At 71.2% G+C, this 18,623-nt stretch carries 22 protein-coding genes; 14 read left to right on the top strand and 8 right to left on the bottom strand.

Features of this window, described 5'->3' with window-relative positions; genetic code table 11:
- The first annotated feature begins 5 nt into the window (after positions 1-5).
- From ACWCQ1_RS31730 to ACWCQ1_RS31715, 4 genes are all read left to right on the top strand, one after another.
- A complete protein-coding gene (locus ACWCQ1_RS31730; protein ID WP_133049982.1) occupies positions 6-1,442 on the top strand; it encodes an aldehyde dehydrogenase family protein in 1,437 nt (478 codons plus the stop codon).
- A complete protein-coding gene (locus ACWCQ1_RS31725; RefSeq protein ID WP_358593328.1) occupies positions 1,435-2,322 on the top strand; it encodes an aldehyde dehydrogenase family protein in 888 nt (295 codons plus the stop codon). The genes ACWCQ1_RS31730 and ACWCQ1_RS31725 overlap by 8 nt, the downstream gene beginning before the upstream one ends.
- A gap of 98 nt (positions 2,323-2,420) precedes the next feature.
- On the top strand, positions 2,421-2,675 hold the full coding sequence (locus ACWCQ1_RS31720) for a type II toxin-antitoxin system Phd/YefM family antitoxin (protein ID WP_133049980.1): 255 nt from the start codon (positions 2,421-2,423) through the stop codon (positions 2,673-2,675).
- Positions 2,672-2,923: a type II toxin-antitoxin system RelE family toxin gene (locus ACWCQ1_RS31715; protein WP_451027904.1), complete on the top strand. Its 252-nt coding sequence runs from the start codon at positions 2,672-2,674 to the stop codon at positions 2,921-2,923. Before ACWCQ1_RS31720 ends, ACWCQ1_RS31715 begins: the two co-directional genes overlap by 4 nt.
- 62 nt (positions 2,924-2,985) lie before the next feature.
- Here ACWCQ1_RS31715 and ACWCQ1_RS31710 read toward each other — a convergent pair whose 3' ends face one another.
- A complete protein-coding gene (locus tag ACWCQ1_RS31710) occupies positions 2,986-3,393 on the bottom strand; it encodes a hypothetical protein (RefSeq protein WP_451027903.1) in 408 nt (135 codons plus the stop codon).
- 127 nt (positions 3,394-3,520) lie between these two features.
- On the opposite strand from ACWCQ1_RS31710, the gene ACWCQ1_RS31705 reads away from it, so the two are divergent.
- Positions 3,521-4,156 carry a uridine kinase family protein gene (locus tag ACWCQ1_RS31705; RefSeq protein ID WP_451027902.1) on the top strand — a complete coding sequence of 212 codons (636 nt, stop codon included), beginning with the start codon at positions 3,521-3,523 and terminating at the stop codon, positions 4,154-4,156.
- Positions 4,157-4,345: 189 nt separating this feature from the next.
- Here ACWCQ1_RS31705 and ACWCQ1_RS31700 read toward each other — a convergent pair whose 3' ends face one another.
- Positions 4,346-5,089 carry a SigE family RNA polymerase sigma factor gene (locus tag ACWCQ1_RS31700; RefSeq protein ID WP_133049976.1) on the bottom strand — a complete coding sequence of 248 codons (744 nt, stop codon included), beginning with the start codon at positions 5,087-5,089 and terminating at the stop codon, positions 4,346-4,348.
- 255 nt (positions 5,090-5,344) lie between these two features.
- Between ACWCQ1_RS31700 and afsQ1 the strand changes: the two genes are divergently transcribed.
- The 5 genes from afsQ1 (at position 5,345) to ACWCQ1_RS31675 (ending at position 9,175) form a co-directional block, all read left to right on the top strand.
- The gene (afsQ1, locus tag ACWCQ1_RS31695; RefSeq protein ID WP_013001223.1) at positions 5,345-6,022 is read left to right on the top strand and encodes a two-component system response regulator AfsQ1; all 678 of its coding nucleotides are present in this window, start codon (positions 5,345-5,347) and stop codon (positions 6,020-6,022) included.
- Positions 6,019-7,581, top strand: coding sequence for a HAMP domain-containing sensor histidine kinase (locus tag ACWCQ1_RS31690; RefSeq protein ID WP_358593325.1), 1,563 nt, complete (start codon positions 6,019-6,021; stop codon positions 7,579-7,581). The genes afsQ1 and ACWCQ1_RS31690 overlap by 4 nt, the downstream gene beginning before the upstream one ends.
- Positions 7,578-8,183 carry a hypothetical protein gene (locus ACWCQ1_RS31685; RefSeq protein ID WP_133049974.1) on the top strand — a complete coding sequence of 202 codons (606 nt, stop codon included), beginning with the start codon at positions 7,578-7,580 and terminating at the stop codon, positions 8,181-8,183. Before ACWCQ1_RS31690 ends, ACWCQ1_RS31685 begins: the two co-directional genes overlap by 4 nt.
- Before the next feature lie 137 nt (positions 8,184-8,320).
- Positions 8,321-8,872: a VanZ family protein gene (locus ACWCQ1_RS31680; protein ID WP_133049973.1), complete on the top strand. Its 552-nt coding sequence runs from the start codon at positions 8,321-8,323 to the stop codon at positions 8,870-8,872.
- Between the two features lie 99 nt (positions 8,873-8,971).
- On the top strand, positions 8,972-9,175 hold the full coding sequence (locus ACWCQ1_RS31675; RefSeq protein ID WP_133049972.1) for a PspC domain-containing protein: 204 nt from the start codon (positions 8,972-8,974) through the stop codon (positions 9,173-9,175).
- 75 nt (positions 9,176-9,250) lie between these two features.
- On the opposite strand, the gene ACWCQ1_RS31670 is transcribed toward ACWCQ1_RS31675, so the two are convergent.
- Both ACWCQ1_RS31670 and ACWCQ1_RS31665 read right to left on the bottom strand, forming a co-directional pair.
- A complete protein-coding gene (locus ACWCQ1_RS31670) occupies positions 9,251-9,610 on the bottom strand; it encodes an ATP-binding protein (RefSeq protein WP_358593323.1) in 360 nt (119 codons plus the stop codon).
- A gap of 140 nt (positions 9,611-9,750) precedes the next feature.
- Positions 9,751-10,908 carry an adenosine deaminase gene (locus tag ACWCQ1_RS31665; protein ID WP_358593322.1) on the bottom strand — a complete coding sequence of 386 codons (1,158 nt, stop codon included), beginning with the start codon at positions 10,906-10,908 and terminating at the stop codon, positions 9,751-9,753.
- A 113-nt stretch (positions 10,909-11,021) separates the two neighbouring features.
- Between ACWCQ1_RS31665 and ACWCQ1_RS31660 the strand changes: the two genes are divergently transcribed.
- Entirely contained in the window at positions 11,022-11,783 is a 762-nt protein-coding gene (locus ACWCQ1_RS31660; protein WP_133049969.1) for an alpha/beta hydrolase, read from the top strand.
- Positions 11,784-11,824: 41 nt separating this feature from the next.
- Here the strand turns inward: ACWCQ1_RS31660 and ACWCQ1_RS31655 are convergent, their stop codons facing one another.
- Positions 11,825-12,787 (bottom strand): LysR family transcriptional regulator, encoded by a 963-nt coding sequence (locus ACWCQ1_RS31655; RefSeq protein WP_451027901.1) that lies wholly within the window; start codon positions 12,785-12,787, stop codon positions 11,825-11,827.
- A 63-nt stretch (positions 12,788-12,850) separates the two neighbouring features.
- Here ACWCQ1_RS31655 and ACWCQ1_RS31650 point away from each other — a divergent pair, with 63 nt between their 5' ends.
- Positions 12,851-14,122: an MFS transporter gene (locus ACWCQ1_RS31650; RefSeq protein ID WP_358593320.1), complete on the top strand. Its 1,272-nt coding sequence runs from the start codon at positions 12,851-12,853 to the stop codon at positions 14,120-14,122.
- A 130-nt stretch (positions 14,123-14,252) separates the two neighbouring features.
- Positions 14,253-15,281 (top strand): sigma-70 family RNA polymerase sigma factor, encoded by a 1,029-nt coding sequence (locus ACWCQ1_RS31645; RefSeq protein WP_133049966.1) that lies wholly within the window; start codon positions 14,253-14,255, stop codon positions 15,279-15,281.
- On the opposite strand, the gene ACWCQ1_RS31640 is transcribed toward ACWCQ1_RS31645, so the two are convergent.
- Positions 15,165-15,551, bottom strand: a complete 387-nt coding sequence (locus ACWCQ1_RS31640) for an STAS domain-containing protein (RefSeq protein WP_358593319.1) — start codon at positions 15,549-15,551, stop codon at positions 15,165-15,167. The two genes, ACWCQ1_RS31645 and ACWCQ1_RS31640, sit on opposite strands and share 117 nt — an antisense overlap.
- Before the next feature lie 150 nt (positions 15,552-15,701).
- On the opposite strand from ACWCQ1_RS31640, the gene ACWCQ1_RS31635 reads away from it, so the two are divergent.
- On the top strand, positions 15,702-16,622 hold the full coding sequence (locus tag ACWCQ1_RS31635) for an AEC family transporter (protein WP_451027900.1): 921 nt from the start codon (positions 15,702-15,704) through the stop codon (positions 16,620-16,622).
- Position 16,623: 1 nt separating this feature from the next.
- Here ACWCQ1_RS31635 and ACWCQ1_RS31630 read toward each other — a convergent pair whose 3' ends face one another.
- Positions 16,624-17,208 carry a Uma2 family endonuclease gene (locus ACWCQ1_RS31630; RefSeq protein WP_358593318.1) on the bottom strand — a complete coding sequence of 195 codons (585 nt, stop codon included), beginning with the start codon at positions 17,206-17,208 and terminating at the stop codon, positions 16,624-16,626.
- 96 nt (positions 17,209-17,304) lie between these two features.
- Positions 17,305-18,582 (bottom strand): thymidine phosphorylase, encoded by a 1,278-nt coding sequence (locus ACWCQ1_RS31625; protein ID WP_358593359.1) that lies wholly within the window; start codon positions 18,580-18,582, stop codon positions 17,305-17,307.
- Positions 18,583-18,623: the final 41 nt, after the last annotated feature.

Below are 18,623 nucleotides of genomic sequence, written 5' to 3'. Positions count from 1 at the left end.
TCACCATGGCATCCGCATTCGAGTACGCGCCGGCACCCGAGTCCCGCGCGATCGTCGACATCGCCCCCTCCTACGGCCTGTTCATCGACGGCGAGTTCGTGGAGGCGGCCGACGGCAAGGTCTTCAAGACGGTCTCCCCCAGCACCGAGGAGGTGCTGTCGGAGGTCGCGCAGGCCGGCGCCGAGGACGTCGACCGTGCCGTGCGGGCCGCCCGCAAGGCCTTCGAGAAGTGGTCGGCGCTGCCCGGCGCCGAGCGCTCCAAGTACCTGTTCCGCATCGCGCGGATCATCCAGGAGCGGTCGCGCGAGCTCGCCGTCCTCGAAACCCTCGACAACGGCAAGCCGATCAAGGAGACCCGCGACGGCGACCTCCCCCTGGTCGCCGCGCACTTCTTCTACTACGCGGGCTGGGCCGACAAGCTCGACCACGCCGGCTTCGGCCCCTCGCCGAAGCCGCTGGGCGTCGCGGGCCAGGTCATCCCCTGGAACTTCCCGCTGCTGATGCTGGCGTGGAAGATCGCCCCGGCGCTCGCCACCGGCAACACCGTGGTCCTCAAGCCCGCCGAGACGACCCCGCTGTCCGCCCTGTTCTTCGCGGACGTCTGCCGCCAGGCCGGTCTGCCCAAGGGTGTCGTCAACATCCTTCCCGGTTACGGCGACACGGGCGCCGCGCTCGTCGCGCACCCGGACGTGAACAAGGTGGCCTTCACCGGCTCCACGGCCGTCGGCAAGGAGATCGCGCGGACGGTCGCGGGCTCCCGCAAGAAGCTCACCCTCGAACTGGGCGGCAAGGGCGCCAACATCGTCTTCGACGACGCACCGATCGACCAGGCGGTGGAGGGGATCGTCGACGGGATCTTCTTCAACCAGGGCCAGGTGTGCTGCGCCGGCAGCCGGCTGCTCGTCCAGGAGTCGATCGAGGAGGAGCTGCTTCAGTCCCTGAAGCGCAGGCTCTCCACGCTCCGGCTCGGCGATCCGCTGGACAAGAACACGGACATCGGCGCGATCAACTCCGAGGAGCAGCTCTCCCGTATCACCCGGCTCGTGGAGCAGGGCGAGGCGGAGGGCGCCGAACGCTGGTCGCCGGCCTGTGAACTACCCTCCTCCGGCTACTGGTTCGCCCCGACGCTGTTCACGAACGTCACCCAGGCGCACACCGTCGCCCGCGACGAGATCTTCGGGCCGGTCCTGTCCGTCCTCACCTTCCGCACGCCGGACGAGGCGGTGGCCAAGGCGAACAACACGCCGTACGGCCTGTCCGCGGGCATCTGGACGGAGAAGGGCTCGCGCATCCTGGCGGTCGCGAACAAGCTCCGGGCCGGCGTCGTCTGGTCCAACACGTTCAACAAGTTCGACCCGACCTCGCCGTTCGGCGGTTACAAGGAGTCGGGCTTCGGCCGCGAGGGCGGCCGCCACGGCCTGGAGGCATACCTCGATGTCTGATCGCCTGTCTGTCTTCAAGACCTACAAGCTGTACGTCGGCGGGAAGTTCCCGCGTTCCGAGAGCGGCCGGGTGTACGAGGTGACCGACTCCAAGGGCAACTGGCTGGCGAACGCGCCCCTTTCGTCACGCAAGGACGCCCGTGACGCGGTGGTGGCGGCCCGCAAGGCGTTCGGCGCCTGGTCCGGAGCGACCGCCTACAACCGCGGTCAGGTCCTCTACCGGGTCGCGGAGATGCTGGAGGGCCGCAAGGCGCAGTTCGTCCACGAGGTGGCGGACGCGGAGGGACTGTCGAAGTCCAGGGCGGCCGAGCAGGTCGAGGCGGCGATCGACCGCTGGGTCTGGTACGCGGGCTGGACGGACAAGATCGCGCAGGTGGTGGGCGGCGGAAACCCGGTTGCGGGCCCGTACTTCAACCTCTCCTCGCCCGAACCGACGGGTGTGGTGGCCGTACTGGCCCCGCAGGAGTCGTCCTTCCTCGGCCTGGTCTCCGTGGTGGCGCCGGTGATCGCGACGGGCAACACGGCGGTGGTGGTGGCGAGCGAGAAGTCCCCGCTCCCGGCCCTGTCCCTCGCCGAGGTCCTGGCCACCTCGGATGTTCCCGGCGGTGTGGTCAACGTCCTGTCCGGCCGTACGGCGGAGATCGCGACGCCGCTGGCGGCCCACCAGGACGTCAACGCGATCGATCTCGCGGGGGCGGACGAGGTGCTGGCGAAGGAACTGGAGATCGCTGCGGCGGACAACCTGAAGCGGGTTCTTCGTCCACAGCCTGTGGACAACTGGCTCGCCGCCCCCGGCACCGACCGTCTGACGGCGTTCCTGGAAACGAAGACGGTCTGGCACCCCACGGGCTCCCTGGGCGCCTCGGGCTCGTCCTACTGACCCCCACATACCGAGCCGCGCCCCCCTCCGTCCAGGGGAGCGCGGCTCACTAGTTTGATAAATTGACCACTAGATACACATCGTGCGAAGATCGACGCATGGTTGAGATCGCCATCAGCGCCGCCCGTTCCCAGCTCGGCGACCTGGTCCGTCGCGCCGCCCACGGCCGCGAGACCATCGCCCTCACCGACCATGGACACGTGGCCGCACTCCTCGTATCGCCGCAGGTGATAGAGGACTTCGAAGACGCCCTGGCGGTAGCGGACTACCAGCGGCGCAAGGCCGAGGGAACACTCGGCCCCGGCATCCCGATGGCAGAGGTTCGCCGACGGCTGGGGCTTGAACAGCAGTGAAGTACGAGATCGTCTTCGAGCCGCACGCCCTCGACTCGCCGGCTCGGGTCCTGAAGGAAGATCCGAGCGGCCTGGCCCTGGTCCTGGACACCATCGACAAACTGGCCGATGACCCCCGTCCGGCGACCTCGACTCCGTACGGATCACCTGACATCCGCCGCCTCCGCGTCGGCGACTACCGAGTTCTGTACGCCATCGACAACGAGGTGATCCACATCATGGTCACCCACCTCGGCCGTACCGCCTGACCGACCGGAACCAAGAGCCGCGCCCCCCGTCCGCCCGGGGAAGCGCGGCTCTTCGGTGGAGGTCAGTGGTTCAGGAGGGTGGTGACCTGGCCGAGGACCGGGATGCTGCCGATCGACCGGGCCTCGGCGATCGGGCCGGTCAGGGCCCGGGAGGCGAGGGGCTGGAAGTCGGCGAGCTGGGTGGCCACGCCGTTGTCGAGGGGGTCGACGCCGGTGCCCGCGAGGGGGTTGGGCTTGAGGCCGGCGACGGGACCGGTGACGTAACCGACCACGCCGGTGACGGCCTGGAGACCGGCGTGGGGGTCGACGCGGCCGAGCGACGTGGGCCGGGTGTGCACCACCTCGTTCACCACCGGCGCGGTGTCCGCGGAGGCCGTCGCGGCACCCGCGCCGAGCGCCACCCCTGCCGTGGCGAGGGCGACGAGGGCGCGCTGGGCGGTCGGGGTCGGGGAGGACGTGTGTCGGGCCATCGCGGGTGCCACCTTCTGGTGCGCGGGGTGATCAGGTCGACACGTAGGGTAGTTGAGGTGTGACGCACGCTCCAAAGCCGACCCGCGGGGTCGATCAGGCGTACGGAATACGTCAAACTGGTGTCCCGTGAGCATCCATCTCCCCTCCTCGGCCCGCGTCGTGCTGCTCTGCGGCCCCTCGGGCTCGGGCAAGTCCCTGGTCGCCGCCCGCTCCGGCCTCCCCGTGCTGCGCCTCGACGACTTCTACAAGGAGGGCGACGACCCGACACTGCCGCTGGTGTCGGGAAGCTCCGACATCGACTGGGACCACCCGGGCTCCTGGGACACGGACGTCGCGGTCGCGGCGATCGAGGAACTGTGCCGCACGGGCCGTACGAAGATCCCGGTCTACGACATCTCCCTCTCCGCCCGCACCGGCGAGGAGACCGTGGACATCGGCCGCACACGCCTCTTCATCGCCGAGGGCATCTTCGCCGCCGAGATCGTCGACCGCTGCCGGGAGTTGGGCCTGCTGGCCGACGCGCTGTGCCTGAACCGCGGCCCGGTGCGCACGTTCCGCCGCCGCTTCCTGCGCGACCTGAAGGAGGGCCGCAAGTCGGTGCCCTTCCTCCTCCGGCGCGGCTGGCGTCTGATGCGTCAGGAACGCACGATCATCGCCCGCCAGACCTCCCTCGGCGCCCACCCCTGCGACAAGGACGAGGCCCTCGGCCGCCTGGCCGCGGCAGCGGTGGGCCGCCGCCCGGCGGCGACCCCGGCCCCCTGAGCCGCGCACCGGTGAGCGCACGCGAAAGCGGGACTGGACGGACCCCCCGGCCCTCCAGCCCCGCTCTCCCCCGTTCCCCCGTGGTGGTGCTTCCCCCGTGGGTCCAACCCCCGTTGGTCCCCCGTGACCCCGTTTCCCCCGTGGGTCCCCCCGGTTACCGCTCCCCCGTGACTTGCTTCCCCCCGACCCTCAGGCGACGAGCTCCCCGAAGGCGTTCTCCTCGTCACGGCCGAAGCTGAGGACCTCGTCCTCGCGCAGCCGGCGGAGCGACCGCCAGATGCTGGACTTCACCGTGCCGACACTGATGTCGAGTATCTCCGCGATCTCCGGGTCGGTGCGGCCCTCGTAGTAGCGCAGGACCAGCATCGTCCGCTGGAGTTCGGGCAGCCGGGCCAGCGCCTGCCACAGGACCGCGCGCAGTTCGGTGCCGCGCATCGCGTCCGTGTCGCCGGGCGTCTCCGGCAGTTCCTCGGTCGGGTACTCGTTCAGCTTGCGGCGGCGCCACGCGCTGATGTGCAGGTTCGTCATGGTGCGGCGGAGGTAGCCCCCGACCGCGGCCTTGTCGCTGATCCGGTCCCACGCCCGGTAGGTCGAGAACAGCGCGCTCTGCAGGAGGTCCTCGGCCTCGAAGCGGTCACCGGTCAGGTGATAGGCGGTGGCGTACAGGGAGGCGCGGCGCTCCTGGACGTAGGCGGTGAACTCCGCCTCCGACAGCGAACGACGCTCCCCCGTGTCCTCCCCGTACGCGCTTCCCCCGTGCGGTTCCCCCGTGTAACCGTCAACCACCGTCATGTACGCGGTGTGCTGACGCCCGGCGCCGCGAGCGCACCCCCGCCCGCTCACGGCGCCGGACTCCTTCGAACCCCGGCCCCCGTTCACGTCGTGCAGGCGCGTGATCACTGCGCTATTGCTGGTGCTGTGCAGCGTGTTCATCTCGCGCCCCCCGTCGTGGACTTCCGGTGTTCTGCTTGCTCAGGCGGTGGATCTCTGCGGTGCTTCCTTGCCTGTGCCGAAAAGCTTGCCCTCGCACCTTCATGGCCGTGTCCGCCGACTGTCACAGACCTGTCACAGGGGTCGGTCGCAGCGGACGCACAGTCCGGTCACAGAGAAGAGCGGTACGGGCACACAGTCGTACAGGTGCGTATCAGGAGTCGAAACACCACCCCGCCATGGGCCAGAATGACCCCCGTGCCTTCCCTGTTGCTGATCGAGGACGACGACGCCATCCGCACGGCCCTGGAGCTCTCACTGACGCGCCAGGGACACCGTGTGGCCACCGCTGCCACTGGTGAGGACGGCCTGAAGCTGCTGCGCGAGCAGCGGCCGGACCTGATCGTGCTGGACGTGATGCTGCCCGGCATCGACGGGTTCGAGGTGTGCCGGCGCATCCGGCGCACGGACCAGCTGCCGATCATTCTGCTGACCGCGCGCAGCGACGACATCGACGTGGTCGTCGGGCTGGAGTCCGGCGCCGACGACTATGTCGTCAAGCCGGTGCAGGGACGGGTGCTCGACGCCCGGATCCGGGCCGTGCTGCGGCGCGGCGAGCGGGAGGCGAACGACGCGGCGACCTTCGGCAGCCTCGTCATCGACCGCGCGGCCATGACCGTGACGAAGAACGGCGAGGACCTGCAGCTCACCCCGACCGAGCTGCGGCTGCTGCTGGAGCTCAGCAGGCGGCCCGGTCAGGCGCTCTCCCGCCAGCAGTTGTTGCGGCTGGTGTGGGAGCACGACTACCTCGGCGACTCCCGGCTGGTGGACGCGTGTGTCCAGCGGCTGCGCGCCAAGGTCGAGGACGTCCCCTCGTCCCCGACGCTGATCCGTACCGTGCGGGGCGTGGGCTACCGGCTGGACACGCCTCAGTGACATCAGTGCAAGGGGGGGTTCGCGGCTGGGCCGCGACGCGTAAGGGACATCTGTCACGACTGCGGTTCACCAGCCTGCGGCTGCGGCTGGTCGTCGTGTTCGGGCTGGTCGCGCTCACGGCCGCCGTCTCCGCGTCCGGCATCGCGTACTGGCTCAACCGCGAGGCCGTGCTCACCCGTACCCAGGACGCCGTGCTCGGCGACTTCCGGCAGGCGATGCAGACCCGGGCCGGCACCCTGCCCCCGCACCCCACGCAGGACGAACTGCAGCACACCGCGGGCCAGATGGCCAACAGCAGCCAGCGCTTCAGCGTGCTGCTCGTCGCCCAGGACTCCGACGGCCGTACGGTGTACGGCAGTTCGGGCGCCCTGGACGGCTTCTCGCTGCAGGACGTGCCCGCGTCGCTGCGCGCGGCGGTGAACAAGCGGCAGCAGGTCGACTCCGGCAACAAGTACGCGTACCACCTGTACTGGCAGCGGGTCGTCGACCACGGCACGCCCTATCTGGTGGCCGGCACCCGGATGATCGACGGCGGGCCGACCGGCTACATGCTGAAGTCGCTGGAGCCGGAGGCCAAGGACCTCAACTCGCTCGCCTGGTCGCTGGGCATCGCCACCGGTCTCGCCCTGGTCGGCTCCGCGCTGCTCGCGCAGGCCGCCGCCTCGACCGTGCTCAAGCCCGTGCAGCGGCTGGGGGCCGCCGCGCGCCGGCTCGGCGAGGGCAGACTGGACACCCGGCTGAGGGTGTCCGGGACCGATGAACTCGCCGATCTGTCACGGACGTTCAACGACGCGGCCGAGGCGCTGGAGAAGCGGGTGGACGACATGGCCGCGCGGGACGAGGCGTCCCGGCGGTTCGTCGCCGACATGAGCCACGAGCTGCGTACTCCGCTCACCGCGATCACGGCGGTGACGGAGATCCTGGAGGAGGAGCTCGAGGCGGAGTCCGGGTCGATCGATCCGATGATCGAGCCGGCCGTGCGGCTCGTCGTCAGCGAGACCCGGCGACTCAACGACCTCGTCGAGAACCTCATGGAGGTCACCCGCTTCGACGCGGGTACGGCCCGGCTGGTGCTGGACGACGTGGACGTGGCCGACCAGATCACCGCGTGCATCGACGCGCGCGCCTGGCTGGACGCGGTCGACCTGGACGCCGAGCGCGGCATCCACGCCCGGCTCGACCCGCGTCGGCTGGACGTCATCCTCGCCAACCTGATCGGCAACGCCCTCAAGCACGGCGGCTCCCCGGTGCGGGTGTCGGTGCGGACCGCGGACGACCACGTGGTGATCGCCGTACGCGACCACGGGCCCGGCATCCCGGAGGACGTCCTGCCGCACGTCTTCGACCGGTTCTACAAGGCGAGCGCGTCCCGGCCCCGCTCCGACGGCAGCGGCCTCGGTCTGTCCATCGCGCTGGAGAACGCGCACATCCACGGCGGCGAGATCACCGCCGCCAACTCGCCCGACGGAGGCGCGGTGTTCACGCTGCGGCTGCCGCGCGACGCCTCGGCGCTGGCGCAGGAAGCGGCCGAGGGCGACGTGAAGAAGGGGGAGGCGTGAGGAACGTACGCCGGCTGACGGCGTTGTCCCTGCTGGGTGTGGTGCTCACCGGGTGCGGCATCCGCTCCACCCAGGTGCCCACCGACTTCGGCGCGGCGCCCTCGCGGGTGCTGTGCTCGCTGGCCGGGCCGGACGTCACCGCGCAGGCCTCGCGCGGGCTGCCCGTGCAGGTGTTCCTGCTGTGCGGCTCCTCACTGGTGGCCGTCGACCGGTCGGTGCGCGTCCCGGACGGCACGGCGGACTCGCGGCGGCGGGTGCTGGTGGCGCAGGGGCTGCTCGACCAGCTCGCGGCGACGCCGTCCCCGGCCGAGAAGGAGGCCGGGTACACGACGGACGTACGGGGCGGCATGACCGTCGGCGGGCCGCGCCCCGGCGATCCCGACGACGCGCTGCGGCTGAGCACCGAGCCCGGGGACCTGACCTCCTACGCGCTGGCGCAGCTGGTGTGCACGTTCTCCGACTCGGCCGCCGCCGAGGGCGACGGCTCGGTCATCCTGGGCGGTCCCGGCAAGGAGCCGCCGCGCCGCTACGCCTGCACCGGCGACCTCCGCTCCCGCCCGGGCAGCGAGACACCACCGTCCAGCGAGGTCACGGGCGGCTGAGGCCCGGCTAGGGTCTGCAACCGGCCCTAGGGCCCGCGCGGGTGAACCGGGTCTGGAATGCGGGTGTGGCGCAGGCCTCGTACAGGTACGTCGGTGGACCCGGAACCGATCGTGCCGGGCGCCGCGTCTTGGGTGGCGTGCAGCGTCAAGGCTCCATCGGCGGCAGCGCCGCGATCCGCATCCGTGTGACGGGAGGTGTCCTCCTCGTCGCACACCTCGCGCTCGTCGCCTGGCTCACGCTGCGTCCGCTGGACGTGCCCTGGGTGCAGCCGCCCAATCTGCGCCCCCTGGCCGGCATCCGGGCCGACCTGACGCTGGGGTGGCCGGAGGCGGTCCACCGCATCGCCGAGGGCGTCGCCCTGCTCGCCCCGCTCGGGGTCCTGCTGCCGATGACCCACGGCAGGCTCGGTGCCTCCCCGCTCGCCTCCCTGGTCCGTACGGTGGCCGCGGGCGCCCTGGTCTCGCTGGGCATCCTGATCCTGCAGACGGGTGTGCCGGGCCGGGTCCCGGACATCGACTCGCTGCTGCTCAACACGGTGGGGGTGGCCCTCGCCCACCTCGCCGTCGTCCCCGCCTCCCGCGCCCGGCTCCGTCGCAGGTCCGAACGGCGGGAGCGGGCGGCCCTCCGCCAGGAGGAAGCGGCTCAGGGTCCGACCCCGACGTTTCCCAGGGTCGGGATGGCTCCGTAGTGTGACGTTCTGCGAGCTTCGGGTACGTAGCGTTGAAGGCAGTCGGGGAGGCCGCACCGGCCCCCCGGAACGAGCCATCAACCACAGAAGGAGCCGCACATGTCCGCCCTCGTCCGCCCCACCAACGGCCGCATGATCGGCGGAGTGTGCGCCGGTCTGGCCCGTCGCTTCGGCACCTCCGCGACCACGATGCGGGTGATCTTCCTGCTGTCGTGTCTGCTGCCGGGCCCGCAGTTCCTGCTCTACATAGCGCTGTGGATCCTGCTGCCCTCGGAGGGGAAGGCGGCCCGCACCGCCTGGTAGTCCCGGACCGCGTACGCCGACGGGGCGCACCCCGTGTCCAGGAGGTGCGCCCCGTCGGCGTGTCCGGGGGCCGGTTCAGCCGAGCGGGAGGCCGTTCACCGGCAGACCGTGGGTGGGCAGGCCGGTCTGCCCCACGGGGAGCCCGCCGAGCAGTCCGGCGACGGGCGCGGTCGGCTTGTCCGCGAGCACCCGCTGCACGCCCGGCTGCACGGCGGCCAGACCCGTGGCGAGCGCGGGCTGCGCCTGGCTCACCGCCTCACCGGCACCCGGCAGCGCCTTGGAGACGTTCTCCGCCGGGAGCGTCTTGGTGACGGTGTCCAGCGCCCCGGAGGTGTCCGGGAGGGCGGGGGCGGCGCTGGCGGCGCCGGCACCGACGGCGGCGAAGGCGGCACCGAGAGCGGCGACACCGAGGGTCTTGGCAGCAGACTGCTTCATAAAATGCGTCCTCGAAATGGGATGACGGGGAATGCGAGCGGTCCATGACCGTAAACATGCCGACCCGCCCGCCGCAAACATCGAAATGCGGACGGGTTGTGAACACCCGCCCGCATTCTCTGCGCCCCGCTGTCCCCCGATCAGCCCTCGGAGTCCGCAGAACCGCTGGTGGAGGCCGTTTGCTGGAACAGCCATTCGGACTTGAGCTCGGCATATCCGGGCTTGACGACGTCATTGATCATCGCCAGTCGTTCATCGAAAGGAATGAACGCTGATTTCATCGCATTGACGGAGAACCACTGCATGTCGTCGAGCGTGTAACCGAATGCTTCGACAAGGTGCTCGAATTCCCGGCTCATGCTGGTGTTCGACATCAGCCTGTTGTCCGTGTTCACGGTCGCCCGGAAGTGCAGACGCCTCAGCAGCCCGATCGGATGCTCGGCGTAGGAGGCGGCGGCGCCGGTCTGGAGGTTGGAGCTGGGGCACATCTCGAGGGGGATGCGCTTGTCCCGTACGTAGGACGCGAGCCGGCCGAGCTTCACCGTGCCGTCGGCGTGCACCTGGATGTCGTCGATGATGCGCACCCCGTGCCCGAGCCGGTCGGCGCCGCACCACTGCAGGGCCTGCCAGATGGACGGCAGCCCGAAGGCCTCACCGGCGTGGATGGTGAAGTGGTTGTTCTCGCGCTTGAGGTACTCGAAGGCGTCGAGGTGCCGGGTGGGCGGGTAACCCGCCTCCGCGCCCGCGATGTCGAAGCCGACGACACCGAGATCCCGGTAGCGGTTGGCGAGTTCGGCGATCTCCAGGGCGCGGGCGGCGTGCCGCATCGCGGTGAGCAGGGCGCCGATGCGGATACGGTGACCGTTCGCCCGGGCGATCCGCTCCCCTTCCCGGAAGCCCTCGTTGACGGCCTCGACGACCTCCTCGAGGCTGAGCCCGCCTTCGAGGTGCTGTTCGGGCGCGTAGCGCACCTCCGCGTAGACGACCCCGTCCTCGGCGAGGTCCTCGGCGCACTCGCGGGCGACCCGGACCAGGGCGTCTCGGGTCTGCATCACACCGACGGTGTGGGAGAAGGTCTCCAGGTACCGCTCCAGGGATCCGGAGTCGGCGGCCTCGCGGAACCAGACGCCGAGCCGGCCGGGATCGGTCTCGGGGAGACGGGAGTAGCCCGTGTCGCGGGCGAGTTCGACGATCGTCCCCGGGCGGAGGCCGCCGTCGAGGTGGTCGTGCAGCAGAACCTTCGGCGCCCGGCGGATCTGGTCCGGCGTCGGGGTGTTCGAGATGGTCTGGCTCGTCATTTCCGCACTGTACCTCCTACGCGCGTAGACAGCGCGGTGTACAGCTGCGTCGATACGTAACGGTGACCGCAAGGACGGGTCGCGTACACCCGTCCTTCTGACACTGTTCTGTCATGGCACACCAAGCGACGCCGGTTCGACGGGCCCGGCTGGGGAGGGCGCTCGGCCCGGAGCCGACGGCGGTGAGCGGAGTGGTGCTGCTGCTCCCCGGCGGCGACGAGGAGTCCGGCCGCAGACCGTCCCCCATGCTCGCCACGGCATCCGTACGGGCGCTGGGCCGCCGGCTGGCCCGCGCGGGCCGGGAGCAGGGCCTGGCCGCGCATGTCGTCCACTACCGGTACCGGGGATGGAACGGCAGCGAGGCGCACCTGGCCCAGGACGCCTCCTGGGCCGCGGACGAGGTCCTACGACGCTACGGCGACGTCCCCGTCTGCCTCGTCGGTCTCGACATGGGCGGCCGGGCCGCGCTCAGGGCGGGCGGGCACGAGGCCGTCAACTCCGTGGTGGCGATCGCGCCCTGGCTCCCCGAGGACGACATGGCGGCCTCGCCCGAACCGGTGAAACAGCTCGTCGGACGGCGGGTGCTGATCGTGCACGGCACCAACGACGACGTGTGCGACCCCGAGCTGTCCTTCCGGCTGGCGGCCCGGGCGAAGAAGGCGAACCGGGACGTGTGCCGGTTCGAAGTGCACTCCGACGGACACGGGTTGCACCAGTACCGGGCCGAAGTGCAGGCGCTCGCCGAGGACTTCGTGATGGGCGCGCTGTTCGGAGGCGTGGTGTCGCGGCCCGTCCAGGACGCGCTGGCGGCTCCGCCGCCGCTGGGGCTGCGGATGCCGCTCGCCGTCGGGTTCGGAAAATCGTTGCACCGGTGAGCTGATCATCGCGCCGGTGAGCCGGCCGTAGCACCGGTGAGCTAGGCGGGCAGGAGGCCGCCCCTCCTGGACAGCAGGAACTTCTTGAAGGCCGCCACCGGGGGTGTGTCCGGGTGGCCGTCGAGCCAGGCCACGCCGATCTCGCGGGCGGCCCTCGGGGAGGTGACGGTCAGCTCCACGACGCCGGGACGGGGGAAGGCCGGCGGAGGGAGCAGGGCGACGCCCAGGCCCGCCGCGACCAGGCCCCTGAGGGTCTCCGCCTCCTCTCCCTCGAAGGCGATCCGGGGCTTGAAGCCGGCCTCCTTGCACAGGTCGTCCGTGATGCGGCGCAGGCCGTACCCCGGTTCCAGGGTCACGAAGGTCTCGTCGGCCGCTTCCGCGAGGCGGACGCGTCTGCGGGCGGCGAGGCGGTGGTCGGCGGGGACGACCAGACGGAGTTTCTGTTCGTCGAGGCGGCGGGCGACGAGGTCGGGGGCGTCCGGGACGGGCGAGGTCAGACAGAGGTCCAGCTCGCCGGCGCGGAGTTTCTCCAGCATGGCCTCGCCGTAGTTCTGGACGAGGCTGAAGCGGACCCGGGGATGGTCGACGCGGAAGGCCTGGATGAGCCCGGGGACGGTTTCCGCGCCCATGGTGTGCAGGAACCCGAAGGCGACCTTGCCGGTGGCGGGGTCGGCGTCGGCGCGGACCTCGTCGGCGGCGCGTTCGATCTCGGCGAGGGCGCGCTCGACGGAGGTGAGGAAGGTGCGCCCGGCCGGGGTGAGGGAGAGGGTGCGGCCGTGGCGGGCGAACAGGTCGACGCCGAGGTCCTGTTCGAGGCGGACCATCGCGCGGGAGAGCGTCGACTGGGGGACCTGGAGTTCCTGGGCGGCGCGGGTGACGTGCTCGGTGCGGGCCACGCCGGCGAAGTGGGCGAGGCGCGGGGCGAGCAGCATCACCATGTCCGTCGCGTCTTGTGTGTCACCGGTCGGTGACAGGCGGGCCTGTGAGCTCGGTTGATGCACCATGGGAACGATTATGGCGATTCCGTGCATTGGACGGATGAGCGGGGGCGTGCGTAGCTTCGAGGCATGTCTCCCGCCAGTACCGGGGCGTCCACCGCCGTGGGCGCCACCACGTCCGTCCCTGTCGTCGATTCTCGTATGGCCCCCGGTGGGCCCGGCTATCGCCGGATGAGTTTCGCGCTGTTCCTCGCGGGGGTCGCGACCTTCGCGCTGCTGTACTCCACGCAGGCCCTGCTGCCGCTGATCTCCGGTGAGTTCGGGGTGGCGGCGAGCGAGGCGAGCTGGACGGTGGCGGCGGCGACGGGCGGGCTCGCGCTGTTCGTGCTGCCGATGAGCGCGCTGTCGGAGCGGTTCGGACGTCGTACGGTGATGACGGCCTCGCTCGCGGTGGCGGTGACGGTGGGACTGCTGGTGCCGTTCGCTCCGTCACTGGGCGTGCTGGTGGTGCTGCGGGGCCTGCAGGGCGCCGCGCTGGCCGGGCTTCCGGCGTCCGCGACCGCCTACCTCGCCGAGGAAGTCCGGCCGAAGGCCCTGGTCACGGCGATCGGGCTGTTCGTGGCGGGCAACAGCGTCGGCGGGATGAGCGGCCGGGTCGTCACCGGCTGGGTCGCTCAGGAGTGGGGCTGGCGGGTCGCGGTGGGCGTCATCGGGGTGATCGCCGTCGTCTGCGCGGCCGCCTTCCGGATGCTGCTGCCGGCGCCGGCCCACTTCGTCGCCGGATCGCTGCGGCCGCGTGTCCTGGCCCGGACGGTCCGTGACCACCTCTCCGACCCGCTGCTGCGCCGGCTGTACGCGATCGGCGCGCTGTTCATGACGGTGTTCGGGGGGGTCTACACCGTCATCGGCTACCGCCTGACCGAGGCCCCCTTCTCGCTCCCCCAGGGCATCATCGGGTCGATCTTCCTGGTCTACCTGGTCGGCACGGTCTCGGCGTCGACGGCCGGACGGCTGGTGGGCCGGCTGGGCCGCCGCGGGGCCCTGTACCTGGCGGGCGGTACGACCGCCACGGGGCTGCTGGTGTCCCTGGCGCCGTCGCTGCCGCTGGTCCTGCTGGGCCTGGTGCTGATCACGGCGGGCTTCTTCGCGGGCCACGCGGTCGCCTCCTCGGCCGTGAGCAAGACGGCCACGACCGGGCGCGCGCAGGCGTCGGCGCTGTACCAGTCGGCGTACTACGTCGGCTCCAGCGCGGGCAGCACGGTGGGGGCGACGGCCTTCCACGCCGGGGGCTGGGCCGGGACGGTCGGCGTCGGGCTGCTGGCGGTCCTGGGGGTCGTGACGATCACGGTGTTCGGCACGCGGGCGGCGAGGGTCGCCGCGCGCCGCCCGATCACGGCGTAGCCCCTCTCCGCCCACCCCCTGTGACCTGCTCCTTTCCCCGCTCGACACGCCATTGTCAGTGCCCTGCGGTAGCTTCCGAAGTGCTGGGCGCAAAGGCGCGACACAGAACGGCCACAGGGGTGGGTGGACGATGGGCGAGAGCACGGCGGCGACCACGACGGCGGACCTGGACCTCAAGCTGGAGAAACACCGCGTCGAGCTGACCGGGTACTGCTACCGCATGCTCGGCTCCTCCTTCGAGGCCGAGGACGCGGTGCAGGACACCATGGTCCGCGCCTGGCGGAGCTACGAGAAGTTCGAGGGCCGCTCCAGTCTGCGCTCCTGGCTCTACCGCATCGCGACCAACGTCTGTCTCGACATGCTGACCGCCGGCAACAAGCGCGCCCGCCCGATGGACCTCAGCGAGTCGACCCCGCTCGCCCAGGCCGCCCTCTCCCCCCGCCCGGACAACACCTGGCTCGAGCCGATGCCGGACAACCGCGTGCTGCCCACGACCGACGACCCCGCGGAGGCGGCCGTCGCCAAGGAGTCCGTGCGGCTGGCCTTCATGGCGGCGCTGCAGCAGCTGCCCGCCAAGCAGCGCGCCGTGCTGATCCTGCGCGAGGTGCTGGCCTGGAAGGCGAGCGAGGTCGCCGAGCTGCTCGACACCTCGGTCGCCTCGGTCAACAGCGCGCTGCAGCGGGCCCGGGCCACCCTCGCCGAGCGGGAGCAGGGCGACAAGGCGGCCTCGGCGGCCGTCTCCGACCCGCTCGACGAGGAACAGCAGAAGCTCCTGGAGCGGTATGTGGCGGCCTTCGAGGGCTACGACATGACCGCTCTGACGGCCCTGCTGCACGAGGACGCCGTCATGACGATGCCGCCGTTCGACCTGTGGCTGACCGGCCACGACGACATCACGGGATTCATGACCACGCTCGGCTCCGCCTGCGAGGGCTCGCGACTGGTGCCGGTCCGGGTCAACGGCCTGCCCGGGTTCGCCCAGTACAAGCCGGACCCGGAGGCGGGCGGTTACGCGCCCTGGGCGGTGCAGGTGCTGGAGATCTCAGACGGCCGGCTCACCGGGTTCCACTTCTTCCTCGACACCAAGCGGTGGTTCCCGCTGTTCGGGCTGCCCCTCCACCTCGAAGCGGAGCCCGACCAGGTCGAGCAGGGCGCGTAGGGAGGGCGCCGGGTCCCGCAGCCGGATCCGACCGCCGGCCCGCCGGGCGGCCAGCTGGAGCCGGGCCAGCAGGTCCACGGCGGCCAGGCCCGGCGGCCCGATGCCGGCGACGTCGACCACGACCACTCCCGCCCCGCCGGCCTCCAGCAGCGCCCGTACGTCGTCGCACAGCCGCGCCACCTCGTCACGGGTGACGGGGCCGGGCAGCACGAGTACGGCGGGTGTCATGGCGTCCACGACCGGTAGACCCGGCGCGCGGTCGGAACTCATCGGAGCGCACCGCCCACGAGGCGTGTCCGCGGGGCGCCGGACGGAATCACATTGACCGTCCGCCCTCCCGCCCCGGAGGGTTGCCTGTATGCGCCACCGACCAGCACCGCCCCGCACACCCGGCCTCCTTCTGCCCGCCGAGGAGGCGCCGTGCAGGGCGTGTTGACGGGATTCGCGGTGATCGCGGTCGTCATCGGGGTGGGGTACGTCATCGGCAAGCAGGGTCATCTCGGCGAACACGGCCGGGAGGTGCTGACCAAGCTCGCCTTCCATGTGGCCTCCCCCGCCCTGCTCTTCACCACGCTGGCCCGGGCCGATCTGTCGGTGGTCTTCTCCAGCCGGCTGCTGGTGACGGCGATGAGCACGGCCGCGGCGGCGGGCGTCTTCGTGGCGGTGGGGGCGGCGCGGGACTGGGGCGTGGGCCGCACCACCATCGGCGCCCTGTGCTCCAGTTACGTCAACGCGGGCAACCTCGGCATCCCGATCGCGGTGTACGTCCTCGGTGACGCCTCGCTGGTCGCGCCGGTCCTGCTCTTCCAGCTCATCGGGGTCACTCCGGTCGCCCTGACGATCCTCGACCTGTCCGGCAAGGGCGAGAAGGGCCCGCTGTGGCTGCGCCTGCTGACGCCCCTGCGCAACCCCATCGCGGTGGGCTCGCTGGCGGGCGTCGCGGTGTCGGCGCTCGGCGTGAAGGTCCCGGCGCCCGTCATGGACCCGCTCACCCTGATCGGCAACATGTCGGTCCCGGCGGTCCTCCTCGCCTTCGGCATCTCCCTGTGCGGCAGCACGATGCCGGGGCGGGGGGCCGACAGGGGGGCCGTCCTGCTGTCCGTAGCGCTGAAGGCGGTGGGGCAACCGGTGGCCGCCTGGGCCCTGGCGACAGCCGTGTTCGGCCTCCGGGGCCACCAACTCCTCGACGTGGTGGTGACATCGGCACTCCCGGCCGCGCAGAACCTGTACACGTACGCGAGCCGCTACCGCGTGGCGGAGGGCCTGGCCCGGGACTCGATCCTGCTGTCGACGGTGCTGTCGGTGCCGGTGGTGGTGGTTGTTGCGGCGCTGTTGGGGTGACTCAGGTCTCGGGGAACTCGCTGGTGTCGATGACGAGGTCGAAGGGCGCGGGGAGAGTGAGCAGCTCGCCGAACTTGGCGATGGCGAGCGGGCGGTAGACGTCCCCGTGCGGCTCTCCGTAGAGCGTCGCGGTAGGACCCTCGGGTGCCCAGCGGTCGACCAGGAGGTAGAGGGGGATGCCGGCGGAAGCGTAGGCGGCCGGCTTGCTCACACGGTCGTGGCGGGCGTTCTTCCTGGAGGTGACCTCCACGACGAGTTCGGCCACGGCGGCCGGCAGATAGGTGTCCGCCTCGGTGCACTCCTGGACCGGGGCGACCAGGATGTCCGGGATGAACATGCCGAGCCGCGAGGGGACGGCGATGGCCTGTGTCTGGAAGATCTCCCAGTCCTCGGGGATCACGGAGTACAGGCGACGCTGGATGCGGGCCGCGATCACGTTGTGACGGGACGCAGGAGCAGGTGACACGGTGATGATCCCCTCGATGATCTCCACCTTGCTGCCCTCGGGCCAGTCCATCTCCTCCCAGAACCGGACGAGGTCGTCCCAGCTCTGCTCGGGGTCGTGGCCCACGGTGAGTGCGCTCATGGCGGTCTCCTTCGGTTGCGTCACCGATCCCAGCATGCCGAACGGGACCGGTGGGGGTCCACCGATCCCGTTCACTCGAAGGGGGAACTCCCCTGGTCAGGCGATACGTTCCAGCACCACCGGCGACGCCGGGAAGGCGGTGCCCGTCGCCCCGATGTCGTACGAACCCTCCACCGCCTGGAGCGCGTACTCGAAGCGTTCGGGGGTGTCGGTGTGGAGGGTCAGGAGGGGCTGGCCCTCGGTGACCTGGTCGCCGGGCTTGGCGTGCATCTCCACGCCCGCGCCCGCCTGCACCGGGTCCTCCTTACGGGCGCGCCCCGCGCCGAGGCGCCAGGCGGCGACGCCGATTCCGTAGGCGTCGAGGCGGGTCAGGACACCCGAGGACGGGGCCTTGATGACGTGCTGCTCACGGGCCACCGGCAGCTCCGCGTCCGGGTCGCCGCCCTGAGCCGCGATCATGCGGCGCCAGACGTCCATCGCCGAGCCGTCGGCCAGGGCCTTCGCCGGGTCCGCGTCCTTCACCCCGGCCGCGTCCAGCATTTCGCGGGCCAGGGCGAGGGTCAGCTCCACCACGTCCGCCGGGCCGCCGCCCGCCAGGACCTCCAGCGACTCGCGGACCTCCAGCGCATTGCCCGCGGTCAGGCCGAGCGGGGTGGACATGTCCGTGAGGAGGGCGACCGTCTTCACTCCGTGGTCGGTGCCGAGGCCCACCATCGTGGACGCGAGCTCCCTCGCGTCCTCGATCGTCTTCATGAAGGCGCCCGTGCCCACCTTCACGTCCAGGACCAGGGAGCCCGTGCCCTCCGCGATCTTCTTGGACATGATGGAGGAGGCGATCAGCGGGATCGCCTCGACCGTGCCGGTGACGTCCCGCAGGGCGTAGAGCTTCTTGTCGGCGGGGGCCAGGCCGTCGCCCGCCGCGCAGATCACCGCGCCGGTGGTGTCGAGGACGTGCAGCATCTCCTCGTTGGACAGCAGCGCGCGCCAGCCGGGGATGGACTCCAGCTTGTCCAGGGTGCCGCCGGTGTGGCCGAGGCCTCGGCCGGAGAGCTGCGGGACGGCGGCGCCGCAGGCGGCGACGAGGGGGGCCAGCGGGAGGGTGATCTTGTCGCCGACGCCGCCCGTGGAGTGCTTGTCGGCCGTCGGGCGGGACAGGGACGAGAAGTCCATGCGCTCGCCGGAGGCGATCATCGCGGCCGTCCAGCGGGCGATCTCGCGGCGGTTCATGCCGTTGAGGAGGATCGCCATGGCGAGCGCGGACATCTGCTCGTCGGCGACCTCCCCGCGGGTGTACGCGTCGATGACCCAGTCGATCTGCTCGTCGCTGAGTTCGCCGCGGTCCCGCTTGGTGCGGATGACGGAGATGGCGTCCATGGCCATGGCGTGCGGTCCTTCCGTGGTTCAGGAAGTGTGCG

This window comes from Streptomyces sp. NPDC002144, assembly GCF_053593695.1.
This window is presented reverse-complemented; position numbering and strand designations above follow the sequence as displayed.

Coding starts and splice junctions, on each gene's coding strand:
- ACWCQ1_RS31730 (WP_133049982.1), top strand. CDS start 6: ATGGCATCCGCATTCGAGTACGCGCCGGCACCCGAGTCCCGCGCGATC.
- ACWCQ1_RS31725 (WP_358593328.1), top strand. CDS start 1,435: ATGTCTGATCGCCTGTCTGTCTTCAAGACCTACAAGCTGTACGTCGGC.
- ACWCQ1_RS31720 (WP_133049980.1), top strand. CDS start 2,421: ATGGTTGAGATCGCCATCAGCGCCGCCCGTTCCCAGCTCGGCGACCTG.
- ACWCQ1_RS31710 (WP_451027903.1), bottom strand. CDS start 3,393: ATGGCCCGACACACGTCCTCCCCGACCCCGACCGCCCAGCGCGCCCTC.
- ACWCQ1_RS31700 (WP_133049976.1), bottom strand. CDS start 5,089: ATGAACACGCTGCACAGCACCAGCAATAGCGCAGTGATCACGCGCCTG.
- ACWCQ1_RS31675 (WP_133049972.1), top strand. CDS start 8,972: ATGTCCGCCCTCGTCCGCCCCACCAACGGCCGCATGATCGGCGGAGTG.
- ACWCQ1_RS31670 (WP_358593323.1), bottom strand. CDS start 9,610: ATGAAGCAGTCTGCTGCCAAGACCCTCGGTGTCGCCGCTCTCGGTGCC.
- ACWCQ1_RS31665 (WP_358593322.1), bottom strand. CDS start 10,908: ATGACGAGCCAGACCATCTCGAACACCCCGACGCCGGACCAGATCCGC.
- ACWCQ1_RS31660 (WP_133049969.1), top strand. CDS start 11,022: ATGGCACACCAAGCGACGCCGGTTCGACGGGCCCGGCTGGGGAGGGCG.
- ACWCQ1_RS31655 (WP_451027901.1), bottom strand. CDS start 12,787: ATGGTGCATCAACCGAGCTCACAGGCCCGCCTGTCACCGACCGGTGAC.
- ACWCQ1_RS31650 (WP_358593320.1), top strand. CDS start 12,851: ATGTCTCCCGCCAGTACCGGGGCGTCCACCGCCGTGGGCGCCACCACG.
- ACWCQ1_RS31645 (WP_133049966.1), top strand. CDS start 14,253: ATGGGCGAGAGCACGGCGGCGACCACGACGGCGGACCTGGACCTCAAG.
- ACWCQ1_RS31640 (WP_358593319.1), bottom strand. CDS start 15,551: ATGAGTTCCGACCGCGCGCCGGGTCTACCGGTCGTGGACGCCATGACA.
- ACWCQ1_RS31630 (WP_358593318.1), bottom strand. CDS start 17,208: ATGAGCGCACTCACCGTGGGCCACGACCCCGAGCAGAGCTGGGACGAC.
- ACWCQ1_RS31625 (WP_358593359.1), bottom strand. CDS start 18,582: ATGGACGCCATCTCCGTCATCCGCACCAAGCGGGACCGCGGCGAACTC.